A 13,028-nucleotide genomic window follows, 5' to 3' on the forward strand; every position below is an offset into this window, starting at 1 on the left:
CTCCACATCGCCGCGCCGGGCTGCTACACCGCTCGTGACATTGAGAGCATGAGGGCGTTGCAGCATGACCACTCCGAAACCCGTTGTCCTGACCATCCTCGACGGCTGGGGGCTGCGCGACGAGACGGTGTATAACGCCCCGGCGCTGGCCAAGACGCCGACCATGGACAAGCTCTATGCAACCTGCCCGCATGCCACGCTGATCACCTTCGGGCCGGACGTGGGCCTGCCGTCGGGCCAGATGGGCAACTCGGAAGTCGGTCACACCAACATCGGCGCGGGCCGGGTGGTGGCGATGGATCTGGGGCAGATCGACCTGTCGATCGAGGATGGATCCTTCTTCAAGAACGAGGCCATTTTGAACTTCGCCTCCAAGGTGAAAGACGCGGGCGGCCGAGCGCATCTGATGGGCGTGGTCTCGGATGGCGGCGTGCATGGTCATATCGAGCACATCAAGGCGGCGGTGAAGCTGCTGGTGGATCAGGGGCTCGAAGTGGTGCTGCATGCGATCACCGATGGCCGCGACGTCGCACCGAAGTCGGGCGAGGGGTTCATGAAGGACCTTGCGGGTAGCCTGCCCGAAGGCGCCAGCATCGGCACGGTCATCGGCCGCTACTACGCCATGGACCGCGACAACCGCTGGGAGCGGGTCGAGACGGCCTATGACGCGATGATCACGGGCGAGGGCGAGAGCGCGCCCGATGCTGTGACCGCCGTCAGCCAGAGCTACGCCAAGGACAAGACCGACGAGTTCATCCCCGCAACCGTCGTGGGCGGCTACGAGGGGCTGAAGGCGGGCGACGGTTTCTTTTGCCTCAACTTCCGCGCCGACCGCGCGCGTGAGATCCTCGCCGCCATCGCGGCGCCGGACTTCGACGGGTTCGAGCGTGAGACGCCCGAGCTTTCGGCGCTGCTCGGCATGGTCGAATATTCCGACAAGCACAACGACTACATGACCACCGCCTTCCCCAAGCGGGTGATCGTCAACACGCTGGGCGAATGGGTGGCCAAACAGGGGCTCAAGCAGTTCCGCCTCGCCGAGACCGAGAAATACCCGCATGTCACCTTCTTCCTCAACGGCGGCAAGGAGACCCCGGAGGAGGGCGAGGACCGTTTCATGCCCAAGTCGCCGAAAGTGGCGACCTACGATCTGCAGCCCGAGATGTCCGAGCCCGAAGTGGCCGAACGCTTCGTCGATGCGATCGAGAAAGGCTATGACCTGATCGTCACCAATTTCGCCAACCCCGACATGGTCGGGCATACCGGCGATCTCGATGCGGCGATCAAGGCCTGCGAGGCGGTGGACGAGGGGCTCGGCAAGGTGGTCGCGGCGCTCGAGAAGGTCGGCGGCGCGATGGTGGTCATCGCCGACCACGGCAATTGCGAGACCATGTGGGACGACGCGACCGATGGTCCGCACACGGCGCATACGACGAACCCGGTGCCGGTGATCCTCTTCGGCGGGCCCGAGGGCGCGACGGTGCATGACGGCATCCTTGCCGATGTCGCCCCGACGCTGCTGCAGTTGATGAACCTGCCGCAGCCCGAAGAGATGACCGGGGCGAGCCTGATCGACAAATGAGAGCCGCCGCGCTGATCCTCTGCCTTCTGGCGAGCCCTGCGCTGGCGCAGGCCCCCGGCGATGCCGCACGGGCGGCGGCGCGGGCGCTGGAAGAAGCCTCGGTGCAGCTTGATGCCGCCGAAGGCTCGCGCGACCGTGTGCGGGCGCTGACCCAGACCGTCACCGCTTATGAGGACGGGCTCGCCGCACTCCGAGATGGGTTGCGCGAGGCCGCCGTACGCGAGACCGAACTGAGCCGCCGTCTTGCGGCGCAGGACGAAGAGATCGCGCAACTTCTCGGCGCGCTGTCGAGCCTCGGCAGCACCGTCGCCGCCGAGGCGCTGCTGCATCCGGCGGGGCCGGTGGGTTCGGCGCGGGCGGGGATGCTTCTGGCCTCGGTGACGCCGGGACTGGCGCAGGAGGCCAAGGCGCTGCGCTCTGATCTCAACGAGGTCGCCGAGTTGCGCGCGCTGCAGGAAAACGCGGCGCAAACGCTGCGCGAGGGGCTGGCAGGCGTGCAGCAGGCCCGCACCGAGCTTAGTCAGGCGGTGGCCGACCGAACCGATCTGCCGAAACGCTTCACCGAGGACCCGGTGCGCACCGCCATCCTGATCTCGGCCACCGAGACGCTCGATGGGTTCGCCTCCGGTCTGGCGCAGATCACCTCGGACGAGGCGCCGAACTCGCTGCCGCCGGTGGATGAGCAGAAGGGCGCGCTGGAACTGCCGGTGCGCGGGCAGGTGCTGCGCGGCGCGAATGAGGCGGATGCGGCAGGGGTCAAACGCCCCGGCATCGTGATCGCGACGCTGCCGCAGGCGCTGGTCACCACACCCACCGCCGCCACCGTCCGCTACTCTGGCCCGCTGCTCGATTACGGGCTGGTGACCATTCTCGAGCCGCAGCCCGACCTGCTGTTCGTGCTGGCCGGGCTGGACGAGAGCTATGCAGAAACCGGCGAGATCCTGCCCGAGGGCGCGCCGGTGGGGTTGATGGGCGATGCGGCATCTGACAGCGCGTCACTGTCACGTGAAGGTTCCGGCGCTGGACGCACGGAAACCCTGTATATAGAGGTAAGAGAGGGCGACGCCCCCGTGGACCCGCTAGAATGGTTCGCCAGCGACAAGGGATGATCTGAGGATGAACAAGTTTCTGATGGCCGCAGTGGGCGGCACCGTGGCAGGCGTTGTGGCGACGACGCAATTTGTCGGCCCGCTGCTTGCACAGGAGGCCGAAAAGAACACCTCCGTCTACGAGCAGCTCGACCTCTTCGGCGACATCTTCGAGCGCATCCGTGCGCAATATGTGACCGAAGTGGACGACAAAAAGCTGATCGAGGCGGCGATCAACGGCATGCTCACCTCGCTCGACCCGCACTCCAGCTACCTGCCGCCGGACGATGCCGCCGACATGCGCGTGCAGACGCGCGGCGAGTTTGGCGGTCTGGGCATCGAAGTGACGCAGGAAGACGGCTTCGTGAAGGTCGTCTCGCCGATGGACGGCACGCCGGCGGATGAGGCTGGCGTCGAAGCGGGCGACTTCATCACCCATGTGGACGGCGAGTCGGTTCTGGGCCTGTCGCTCGACGAGGCGGTGGACAAGATGCGCGGGCCGGTCGGCTCCGAGATCGTCATCACCGTGGTGCGTGAGGGCGAAGAAGAGCCCATGGATATCTCGATCATCCGCGACACCATCACCCTGACTGCCGTGCGCTCGCGCCTCGAAGGCGACACCGTGGTGCTGCGCATCACCACCTTCAACGATCAGACCTATCCCAACCTCGCCGAGGGGCTCGCCAAAGAGGTCGAGGCCGCTGGCGGCATGGATAAGGTCAACGGCATCGTCGTCGATCTGCGCAACAACCCCGGTGGTCTGCTGACGCAGGCGATCAAAGTGGCCGATGCCTTCCTCGACAAGGGCGAGATCGTCTCGACCCGTGGCCGCAACGCCTCCGACGGTGACCGCTACAACGCCACCGAGGGCGACCTCTCGGAAGGCAAGCCGATCGTGGTGCTGATCAACGGTGGTTCGGCTTCGGCATCCGAGATCGTGGCTGGCGCGCTGAAGGACCACCGCCGCGCTGTGGTCGTCGGCACCAAGAGCTTCGGCAAGGGCTCGGTTCAGACGGTCATGCCGCTGCGTGGCGATGGCGCGATGCGCCTGACCACCGCGCGCTACTACACGCCCTCGGGTCGCTCGATCCAAGCGCTTGGCGTCTCGCCCGACATCGTCGTCGAGCAGCGTCCGCCCGAGCCGGAGAGCGATGAGGACGGCCCCGCAGTCTTTGGCCGCTCCGAGGCCGATCTGCGCGGCGCGCTGGACAACGACAGCCTGACCGAGGACGAGATCCGTCAGATCGAGGAAGATCGTGCCAAGGCCGAGAAGGCGGCGCAGTTGCGTCAGGACGACTACCAGCTGGCCTATGCGATCGACATTCTCAAGGGCCTCAGCGTTCTGGGCGACGAAGCCGCGCTGATGCAGCAGGCGCAGGCCGCCGACAAGTAAGCCGCCCTCTCGGGCGAGACGAAAGGCGCGTCCTTTGGGGCGCGCCTTTTGCTTTGGCCGCTTAGGGGATGCGCGCGCTCGGCTGCCCTTTCAAAACGCTTTGTCCGGCGATAGCGTGCCGCCACACACCAAGGAGTCGCCGATGAAGACCATGAGCCCCGAAGAGATCGCCGCGCTGCCCTACCGCCGCAATGTCGGGGTCATGCTCGCCAATGCTGCGGGGCATGTCTTCGTCGGCCAGCGCATCGACAGCGAGGTTCCGGCTTGGCAGATGCCGCAAGGCGGGATCGACAAGGGCGAGGAGCCGCGCGAGGCGGCGCTGCGCGAGCTCGAAGAAGAGATCGGCGTCAGCCCCTCGCTGGTCACGGTCGAGGCCGAGACCGACGGCTGGATCGCCTATGACCTGCCGCATGACATCGTGCCGCGCATCTGGAAGGGACGCTACAAGGGGCAGGAGCAGAAATGGTACCTGCTGCGCTTTCAGGGCAGCGACGATCAGGTGAATATCGCCACCGAACATCCCGAGTTCTCGCAATGGTGCTGGCTGCCCGCCGATGAAGTGCTGGAGCAGATCGTGCCGTTCAAACGCGCGGTCTATGAGCAGGTCATCGCCGCCTTCAAGGATAAGCTGTGATCCGCACGCTGCTGCTGGCGCTGATGTGCTGCGCCGCCAGCCCCGCGCTGGCGCTGAAATGCCTGTCGCCCGATGTGGCTCGCGATGTGCGCGCGGCGGCGGAGGGCGAGTCGTCTTGGCTGGCCGTCAATGGCATGCTGGAGACCGGCCCGGTGCCGCGTCACGGCGGCGAGGTTCCGGCGCGCATCTGGGGCTGGGCCTTGGGCGAGGAGGGGTTCACGCGGCCCTTCGACAGCCGCATCACACTCCGTTCTGTGTGTTTCGGCCCGTGGTGTGGCAAGGCCGCCAGCGGCAAGCTGGCGGCGCTGCTGAAGCGCGAGGGTGACCGCTATGTGCTGATCACCGATCCCTGCGGCGCCAATCTCTGGCCCGAGCCGCGCAAACGCCAGATCGAGACCCTGCGTCGGGCCTGCCTCGAGGCGGGCTGCAACTGACCTAGCGCAGCCGCCGCAGCACCTCGAGCGAGGCGTAACCGTCGGGCACCACACCCACTGCGCGCTGATAGTCGCGCAGCGCCTTGATGGTCATCGGGCCGATCCGCCCGTCGACGCCCGAAGGATCGAAGCCCGCCTGCTTGAGCCGCATCTGCAGCTCCTTGCGCTCGCCGCTGGTCAGTGCGCGCTCGTCATCGGGCCAGTCCGACAGGATCGGCGCGCCGCCCATGATCCGGTCCGCCAGATGGCCGACGCCGATCACATAGGCGTCGGCGGCGTTGTAGCGCGAGATCACCTTGAAGTTCTTGAAGGTCAGAAAGGCCGCGCCCTTGTGCCCGGCGGGCAAAAGCAGCCGCGCCGTGCCAAAGTCGCGCACCGGCTGGCCGTCCATGCCGACCACGCCGAGCCGCGCCCAATCCGAAGGCATCCGCGCGGCGTCGCCATCGGCAAGCCCATAGTCGAAGCCCTGCGGCAGCTGCACCTCTACGCCCCACGGCTGGCCGTGGATCCAGCCGCTCTCGGCGAGGTAATTGGCGGTGGAGGCAAGCGCATCGGCGGGATCGTCAGACCAGATGTCGCGCCGCCCGTCGCCGGTCCAGTCCACCGCAAGCGCACGATAGGACGAGGGGATGAACTGCGTGTGCCCCATCGCCCCGGCCCAGCTGCCGGTCATCTTCTCGGGCGTCGTATCGCCGTGTTGGATGATGCGCAGCGCGTCAATGAGCTGGCCTTCGAAGAACTTGCCGCGGCGCGAGCCATAGGCCAGCGTAGCCAGCGCCGGGATCACCGGATGCGTGCCTCGGTGGCTGCCATAGGCGCTTTCCATGCCCCAGATCGCCACCACCACCTGCCGGTCGACGCCGTAGCGCGCCTCGATCTGCCGCAGTAACTGGTCATGGGCGATCATCGCGGCGCGGCCATTCTCGATCCGGCTCTCGGAAACGGCGGACTCCAGATAACTCCACAGCGTCTTGGTGAACTCGGCCTGATTGTTGATCTTCGCCAGCGCGTCGGTGTCGAGATGCGGCGCGCGGAAGGCGGCGTTCAACGTGGTGTCCGAGATCCCCTCGGCGCGGGCGCGGCTGCGGAACCCGTCGAGCCAGTGCAGATACTCGCGGTCGACCGTGGCCTTGGGCACCACCTGCACCGTATCAAAGGCGGCGGGGCGCGGCGCGGGACGCTGCGAGGCAAGGGGGGCGGAAAAGTCGGCAAGTCGGTCGGCGGCGGCCTGACTCGCCGTCAGGCACAGCGCGAGGCCGAAAAGGCTCGGTTTCATGGGGTCACCTGCTGCTCGTTTTTTATGAACAGAAGGCTATCGCGAAATGCATGATTTGCGAAGCGGGCAAAGGCGCGGCGGGCATGATCCCGCCTTTGCCGGGATGCAGGCCGCCGCGCCCTTACGTCAGTTCTTGGCTGCGCGTCAGCGCTCGGTCTTGCGCGTGCGGCTGACCTTGCGCGCGGTCTTGGCGCTCTTTTTGCGCTCGGCCACATCCTTGCGCCGCGCCGGACCTTTGCCCTTGGGCCCCTTGCCGCTGCCTCTGCCACCGGGGGTCTTCTTGAACCGCCCGTAGCCCGCAGGCTTGCGATGCCGCGGTGCCTCGACCGCCTCGCCAGCCAGTTCCAGCAGTTCCAATCCGATGCCGCCGGTCACCGGCGTCACGTCCACCAGCTTCACCCGCACCCGCTGGCCCAGGGTGATCAGCGTGCCGGTGTCGGCGCCCATCAGCGTGCCGGCCTCGCGGTCGAAGTGGAAGAACTCGTTCCCGAGGTTGCGGATCGGCACCAGCCCGTCGGCGCCGCTTTCGTCGAGCTTCACGAAAACCCCGAATTTGGCGATGCCGCTGATCCGCCCGCCGAACTCTGCGCCCACGCGTTCAGACAGATAGGCGGCGAGATAGCGGTCGGTGGTGTCGCGCTCGGCCATCATCGAGCGCCGCTCGGTGTCCGAGATATGCTCGGCGGTCTGCTGCAGCCGCTCGATGTCGGTCTGCGACAGGCCGTCATCGCCCCAGCCATGCGCCGAGATCAGCCCGCGGTGCACGATGAGGTCGGAATAGCGCCGGATCGGCGAGGTGAAATGCGCGTAGTTCATCAGCGCGAGGCCGAAGTGCCCGAAGTTCTCGGGGTTGTAATAGGCCTGCGTCATCGAGCGCAGCGTGGCGAGGTTGATCAGTTCCGCATCCTCGCGCCCCGCCGCGTCATGCAGCAGCTTGTTGAGATGCGCGGTCTTCAGCACCTGCCCCTTGGCAAGGTTGAGCCCCGCCGCCTGCGCCGTCTCGCGCAGCGCATCGAGCTTTTCGACCGGCGGCTCTTCGTGCACGCGGAACAGCAGCGGCGTGCGCTTGGCGATCAGCGTCTCGGCGGCGGCCACATTGGCCAGCACCATGAACTCTTCGATCAGCTTATGCGCATCCAGCCGGTCAACGAAATTGACCGAGGTCACCGTGCCATCCTCGCCCAGCACGATCTTGCGCTCGGGCAGTTCCAGATCCAGCGGCTGGCGGCGGTTCCGGGCGTCGCGCAGGGCGTAATAGGCGGCATAGAGCGGGCGGATCACATCCTCGAGCAGCGGCCCGGTCTTGTCGTTGGGCTGGCCATCCATGGCCTGCTGCACTTCGGCGTAGTTGAGCGAGGCGGGCGAGCGCATCAGCCCGCGCACGAAGCTGTGGCTGCGCTTGTTGCCCTCGGCGTCGATCACCATGCGCACGGCGATACAGGCGCGCGGCACGCCCTCATGCAGCGAGCACAGATCGCCCGACAGCCGGTCCGGCAGCATCGGCACGACCCGGTCGGGGAAGTAGCTGGAGTTGCCGCGCTTCTTGGCCTCGCGGTCCAGTTCCGAGCCGGGCAGCACGTAATGCGCCACATCGGCGATGGCGACCCAGATCACATGGCCGCCGGGGTTCTTCGGATCCTCGTCCGCCTCGGCAAAACAGGCATCGTCATGGTCGCGCGCGTCGGCCGGGTCGATGGTCACCAGCGGCAGCTCGCGCAGGTCGGTGCGGCCCTTGAGGCCCGCGGGCTTCATCCGGTCGGCTTCCTCCAGCACCTTGGGCGGGAAGGCGTCGGGGATGCCATGCTGATGGATGGCGATGAGCGAGACCGCCTTCGGCTCTGAAGGATCGCCAAGGCGCATGACGATGCGCGCCTTCGGCAGACCCATGCGCGAGGCGCGCGGCCCGGCCTGTTCAGCCTCGACCAGCTCGCCCTCCTGCGCGCCGGCCATGGCGTCGGGACCGACCAGCCATTCCTTGTCCGCCCCCTTGTCGATCGGCACGATGCGTCCGCCCTCGGGGCCCTTGCGGAAGATGCCGACGATCTTGCGCGGGCTGACGCCGATCTTGCGAATGAGCCGCGCCTCGTAGTTGTGATCTTCCTCATGCACCACCTGCAGCTTGGCGAGGATGCGGTCGCCCTCTCCAAGCGCCGGGTCGGTGGCGCGCGGGACCAGCAGCACCGCGGGCTCGACGCCCTCGCCATGCCACTCCAGCGGCTGCGCAAAAAGATCGCCGTTCTCGTCGGGCGCCTTGACCTGCAGCACGGTCACCGGCGGCAGCCGGTCCGGGTCGCGGTAGGTCTTTTTGCGCTTTTCCAGATGCCCCTCGGCCTCAAGCTCCTTGAGGACGCGCTTGAGGTCGATCCGCGCAGCCCCTTTGATGCCAAAGGCTTTGGCAATGTCACGTTTCGCGGTCTGGGTCGGGTGCGCCATGATCCAATCGAGGATCTCGGCTTTCGAAGGCAGTTTGCTCATGCCGCAGCCGTAGCACGCGCCGCGGCCAGCGTCATCGCCATTCTGCGCCGTCCCAAGCCCGCGTGCGCGCCCGCCCGCCGCTTCGTCTAGACAAAAATATCCCGGGGGAGCCGCGCGTTGCGCGGCGGGGGCAGCGCCCCCATAAACCGCATCCCCGCAAGGCGCCTCTCAGGCCGCGCGTGCCTCGACCAGCGTCACCGCCTCGAAGGGGCCCAGCACCTGATGCCCGGCGCGGTGCTGCTCGGGGATGGCATCGCGCGGCATCTCCGCCAGCAGCGAGGCCGCCAGCCGCGCCGGATCGCGGCGCAGCCTGCCCACATAAAGGCTTTCGGCGGCCAGCCCGGCGGCGAGCAGCGTGTCATGCGCGGGCAGCAAAAGCTGGTGGTAGCACAGCAGCGGCCCGCAATCCTCGGCCTGCCCGGCAAAGCCGTGGGTCAGGCTGTGCGCGGGCACCAGAACCGCTTCGCGCCCGAACAGATATTCCACCTCCGAGCCGCCGATCAGCAGGCGCTGGTGCGGCGCCACGAGGATGTCGCGCTGCAATCCAAGATAGGGCGCGCGCAGACGCACCGGGCTGAAAGAGCCGCGCGCTGGCACCAGCCGGTGCACGGTTTCCAGCACGGGCACCGTGCGGCCGTCGCCGGTCAGCACGCTATCGCCGCGGCGGATGCTTTCGAGACGGCGATAACCGTTCGGCGTTGCGATCGGGGTCGAGCCCGCCAGCGTCGGCAGCGGACCCACCGGCTCGATCTCGTCGGAGAAGGCAAAGAACAACAGGTCCGGTGCGATGGTGCAAAGCTCCGGATGCAGCGCCAGCGTGCGGAGATTTTCATAGTTGGGCGACGGCGGCGGTGCCAGTTCGCGCAGCTCGATCGTGCCGCTTTCCGGGCGTTCGACGCTCAGCCGGGCCCAGCGGCGCGGCGCGTCCCATGCCAGCGTCAGCCGCAGCGTTTCGGCGCGCCCATCGCCGGGGTGGGCGATCACCGTGTGGAAGATCTCGCCCTCCCGGCTGGCCACCAGAACGATGCTGCCGCCGGGCAGGACCTGGACCGAAAGGCTCGCCGCCAGCGGGAAGCCGCGTTCATAAGACATCAGGATCTGCGGCCTAGCCTGTGGCGAAAGCCGTGTTTCGAGCAGCAGCGTGCCGCGCTCCATGCGCCCGCCGGGCACGTCCAGCGCGGCGGCGAAGGCCGGTCTGTCGATCCAGCGCGCCTCGTCCGAGGCGATGGCGATCCAGCTCATCCGGGGCTGCTCATGCTTTGGGGGTGCCTCGCAATTTTGTCCCCGCGGGGCCGCCGCGTGCGACCATGCCAAAGGGGCTTTTTTCCCAAGCTAGCACCGCCGCCGCCGCGCCGTCAGCCGCCCACCGCCGGCGCCATGGCGCGCTGCGGCCTTTTCATCACATTTGCACGCGCCGCGACCTCGGGGTAGCCAGAGGCAAATTGCTCGGAGATGCGCCCATGACCACCGACCCCAAGCCCCTCGATCCCGTCCAGTTGACCGCCGATCTGATCCGCTGCCCGACGGTCACCCCCGAAGAGGGCGGCGCGCTGGTGCTGCTGCAGGGCTTGCTGGAGGATGCGGGCTTTGCCTGCACCCGCGTCGACCGGGGCGGCGTCGCCAACCTCTTCGCGCGCTGGGGCGAGAAGAGGCATGCCAAAAGCTTTGGCTTCAATGGCCACACCGACGTGGTGCCGGTGGGCGATCTCGCCGCTTGGACCGTCGATCCCTTTGGTGCCGAGGTGAAGGACGGCGTGATGTATGGGCGCGGCGCGACCGACATGAAATCGGGGGTCGCCGCCTTTGCCGCCGCCGCCGTGGATTTCGTGAAAGAGACCCCGCCCGAGGGTGCCATCGTTCTGGCGATCACCGGCGACGAAGAGGGCGATGCGGTCGACGGCACGACGGCGCTGCTCGACTACATGGCCGTCGAGGACGAGCGCATGTCGATCTGCATCGTTGGCGAGCCGACCTGTCCCGAAAAGATGGGCGACATGATGAAGATCGGTCGCCGCGGCTCGATGAACGCCTTTTTCACCGTGACCGGCAAGCAGGGGCACTCGGCCTATCTGCACCGTGCGCTGAACCCGATGCCTGCCATGGCGCGGCTGATGGACCGGCTGTCGAGCCATGTGCTCGACGAGGGCACCGACCATTTCGACCCGACCACGCTGGCGGTGGTGACCATCGACACCGGCAACCCCGCAACCAATGTTGTGCCCGCGCAGACCCGCGCCACGCTCAACATCCGCTTCAACGACACTCACACCGGTGCGTCGCTGTCGGAGTGGCTGCGCGAAGAGGCGGCCAAGGTCGATGCCGAGTTCGGCACCAGCACCGAGGTCGCGATCAAGATCTCGGGCGAGGCGTTTCTCACCCCGCCGGGGGCTCTGTCGGATCTCGTGGCGAAGGCCGTGGAGGCCGAGACCGGCCGCACGCCGGAACTGTCGACCACGGGCGGCACCTCGGATGCGCGCTTCATGCGGCATCACTGCCCGGTGGTCGAGTTCGGCCTCGTGGGCAAGACGCTGCATCAGGTGGATGAGAACGTCGAGGTGGCGCAGATCGGCCAGTTGAAGGCGATCTACACGCGGATGCTGCGCGACTATTTCGCCTGACACGCCGCCCCATATCCGGCCTCATGTCGGGCCCCGTGTCCCGCCCCTGCCGCGCGGCCGACACGGGGCAGGGGGCCGGGCCTTCCGCAGGCCCACCTCGCCAAGTCGGCGTCGCACAACCTTGCAACTGATCTTCGGCTAAGCCTGCGCGCTTCCATGCGAAATCCCGGCAGCCCGAGACAGTCGCGAAATATTTTGCTACGCTGCGGCATTCGCGCCACAGCGCTTTGACCACGTGGAGTTCCGGTAGACGAAGCGTACCGCCTTGCGTATCCTTACGGCAAAACGGGGCGTATACGATCCCGGACCATAGAGGCAGTACTGGCATGTTCCCCGAACGGTTTTCGAACCTTCCGGCTTACGCGTTCCCGCGCCTGCGGGCGCTCATCGACTCATTCGAGCCGGGTGGTGAGGTCATTCACATGACCATCGGCGAGCCCAAGCACCCCTTTCCGGCCTTCGTCGGAGAGGTGCTGGCCGCGACCGTGCAGGAGTTCGGCCAATACCCGCCCAATGACGGCACCGCCGAACTGCGCGCGGCCATCGCCGCATGGCTGGCGCGCCGCTACGGCGTGAACATCGACCCCGACACCCAGCTTTCGCCGGTCAATGGCACGCGCGAGGGGCTCTATAACGCCGCCATGGCGCTCTGCCCCGAGACAAAGAACGGCCAGCAGCCGGTCGTGCTGATGCCGAACCCCTTCTATCAGGTCTACGCCGTGGCAGGGCTCTCGGTCGGCGCAGAGCCGGTCTATGTGAACGCCACCGCCGAAACCGGCCATCTGCCGGATATCGTGGGGCTGCCCGAGGACCTGCTGGCGCGCACGGCGCTGATCTACATCTGTTCCCCGGCCAACCCGCAGGGTGCGGTGGCGAGCCGTGAGTACTGGCAGGAGCTGATCGGGCTTGGCGAAAAGCACGATTTCCAGATTCTCGCCGACGAGTGCTATTCCGAGATCTACCGTGGCGAGGCCCCCGTGGGCGCGCTGCAGGTGGCGCATGAGATGGGTGCCGACCCCGAGCGGGTGGTGATCTTCCACTCGCTGTCCAAGCGTTCGAACCTGCCGGGCCTGCGCTCTGGCTTTGTGGCCGGTGGCCCCGAGAGCCTGCGCCGGATCAAGCAGCACCGCGCCTTTGCGGGCGCGCCGCTGCCGCTGCCGGTGCAGCGCGTGTCGGAACAGGTCTGGGCCGACGAGGCGCATGTGGAAGAGAACCGCGCGCTCTATCTGGAAAAATTCGAGCTGGCGGACCGCATCTTTGGCAATGTGCCGGGCTATATGCCGCCGCAGGCAGGCTTTTTCCTGTGGCTGCCGGTCGAGGACGGCGAGGCGGCGGCGCTGAAGCTCTGGCAGGAAACCGGCGTGCGGGTTCTGCCCGGCGCCTATCTGTCGCGCGACACCGCGGATGGAAATCCGGGGAAGGGGTTCATCCGGGTCGCCCTTGTGGCGAGCCGTGACGAGACCGAACAGGGGCTGACCCGCATCCGGGACTGCCTGTACGGGCAATAAGAAAAAACGACGAGGCGAGG

General features: G+C 67.2%; 10 protein-coding genes. 7 read left to right on the forward strand and 3 right to left on the reverse strand.

What is annotated here, in order from left to right:
* Positions 1 to 64 precede the first annotated feature (64 nt).
* From gpmI to G0A00_RS03615, 5 genes are all read left to right on the forward strand, one after another.
* Positions 65 to 1,582 (forward strand): 2,3-bisphosphoglycerate-independent phosphoglycerate mutase, encoded by a 1,518-nt coding sequence (gene gpmI / locus G0A00_RS03595; RefSeq protein WP_164178772.1) that lies wholly within the window; start codon positions 65 to 67, stop codon positions 1,580 to 1,582.
* Entirely contained in the window at positions 1,579 to 2,691 is a 1,113-nt protein-coding gene (locus tag G0A00_RS03600; protein ID WP_164178774.1) for a murein hydrolase activator EnvC, read from the forward strand. Before gpmI ends, G0A00_RS03600 begins: the two co-directional genes overlap by 4 nt.
* Positions 2,692 to 2,698: 7 nt before the next feature.
* A complete protein-coding gene (locus G0A00_RS03605) occupies positions 2,699 to 4,063 on the forward strand; it encodes a S41 family peptidase (protein WP_066102962.1) in 1,365 nt (454 codons plus the stop codon).
* A gap of 151 nt (positions 4,064 to 4,214) precedes the next feature.
* Positions 4,215 to 4,697, forward strand: a complete 483-nt coding sequence (locus tag G0A00_RS03610; protein WP_164178882.1) for an RNA pyrophosphohydrolase — start codon at positions 4,215 to 4,217, stop codon at positions 4,695 to 4,697.
* Positions 4,694 to 5,131 (forward strand): hypothetical protein, encoded by a 438-nt coding sequence (locus G0A00_RS03615; RefSeq protein ID WP_164178776.1) that lies wholly within the window; start codon positions 4,694 to 4,696, stop codon positions 5,129 to 5,131. The genes G0A00_RS03610 and G0A00_RS03615 overlap by 4 nt, the downstream gene beginning before the upstream one ends.
* Position 5,132: 1 nt before the next feature.
* On the opposite strand, the gene G0A00_RS03620 is transcribed toward G0A00_RS03615, so the two are convergent.
* From G0A00_RS03620 to G0A00_RS03630, 3 genes are all read right to left on the reverse strand, one after another.
* On the reverse strand, positions 5,133 to 6,407 hold the full coding sequence (locus G0A00_RS03620; protein WP_164178778.1) for a lytic murein transglycosylase: 1,275 nt from the start codon (positions 6,405 to 6,407) through the stop codon (positions 5,133 to 5,135).
* Positions 6,408 to 6,551: 144 nt separating this feature from the next.
* On the reverse strand, positions 6,552 to 8,882 hold the full coding sequence (gene rnr / locus G0A00_RS03625) for a ribonuclease R (protein WP_164178780.1): 2,331 nt from the start codon (positions 8,880 to 8,882) through the stop codon (positions 6,552 to 6,554).
* A gap of 168 nt (positions 8,883 to 9,050) precedes the next feature.
* A complete protein-coding gene (locus G0A00_RS03630; protein WP_164178782.1) occupies positions 9,051 to 10,124 on the reverse strand; it encodes a Hint domain-containing protein in 1,074 nt (357 codons plus the stop codon).
* Between the two features lie 218 nt (positions 10,125 to 10,342).
* On the opposite strand from G0A00_RS03630, the gene dapE reads away from it, so the two are divergent.
* On the forward strand, positions 10,343 to 11,500 hold the full coding sequence (dapE, locus tag G0A00_RS03635) for a succinyl-diaminopimelate desuccinylase (RefSeq protein ID WP_164178784.1): 1,158 nt from the start codon (positions 10,343 to 10,345) through the stop codon (positions 11,498 to 11,500).
* Positions 11,501 to 11,826: 326 nt separating this feature from the next.
* Positions 11,827 to 13,008 carry an aminotransferase class I/II-fold pyridoxal phosphate-dependent enzyme gene (locus tag G0A00_RS03640; RefSeq protein WP_164178786.1) on the forward strand — a complete coding sequence of 394 codons (1,182 nt, stop codon included), beginning with the start codon at positions 11,827 to 11,829 and terminating at the stop codon, positions 13,006 to 13,008.
* Positions 13,009 to 13,028 lie beyond the last annotated feature (20 nt).

Origin of the sequence: Salipiger sp. PrR002 (assembly GCF_010500775.1) — a bacterium.
In the GTDB taxonomy this organism is placed as follows: domain Bacteria; phylum Pseudomonadota; class Alphaproteobacteria; order Rhodobacterales; family Rhodobacteraceae; genus Salipiger.

Coding starts and splice junctions, on each gene's coding strand:
- gpmI (WP_164178772.1), top strand. CDS start 65: ATGACCACTCCGAAACCCGTTGTCCTGACCATCCTCGACGGCTGGGGG.
- G0A00_RS03600 (WP_164178774.1), top strand. CDS start 1,579: ATGAGAGCCGCCGCGCTGATCCTCTGCCTTCTGGCGAGCCCTGCGCTG.
- G0A00_RS03605 (WP_066102962.1), top strand. CDS start 2,699: ATGAACAAGTTTCTGATGGCCGCAGTGGGCGGCACCGTGGCAGGCGTT.
- G0A00_RS03610 (WP_164178882.1), top strand. CDS start 4,215: ATGAGCCCCGAAGAGATCGCCGCGCTGCCCTACCGCCGCAATGTCGGG.
- G0A00_RS03620 (WP_164178778.1), bottom strand. CDS start 6,407: ATGAAACCGAGCCTTTTCGGCCTCGCGCTGTGCCTGACGGCGAGTCAG.
- rnr (WP_164178780.1), bottom strand. CDS start 8,882: ATGAGCAAACTGCCTTCGAAAGCCGAGATCCTCGATTGGATCATGGCG.
- G0A00_RS03630 (WP_164178782.1), bottom strand. CDS start 10,124: ATGAGCTGGATCGCCATCGCCTCGGACGAGGCGCGCTGGATCGACAGA.
- dapE (WP_164178784.1), top strand. CDS start 10,343: ATGACCACCGACCCCAAGCCCCTCGATCCCGTCCAGTTGACCGCCGAT.
- G0A00_RS03640 (WP_164178786.1), top strand. CDS start 11,827: ATGTTCCCCGAACGGTTTTCGAACCTTCCGGCTTACGCGTTCCCGCGC.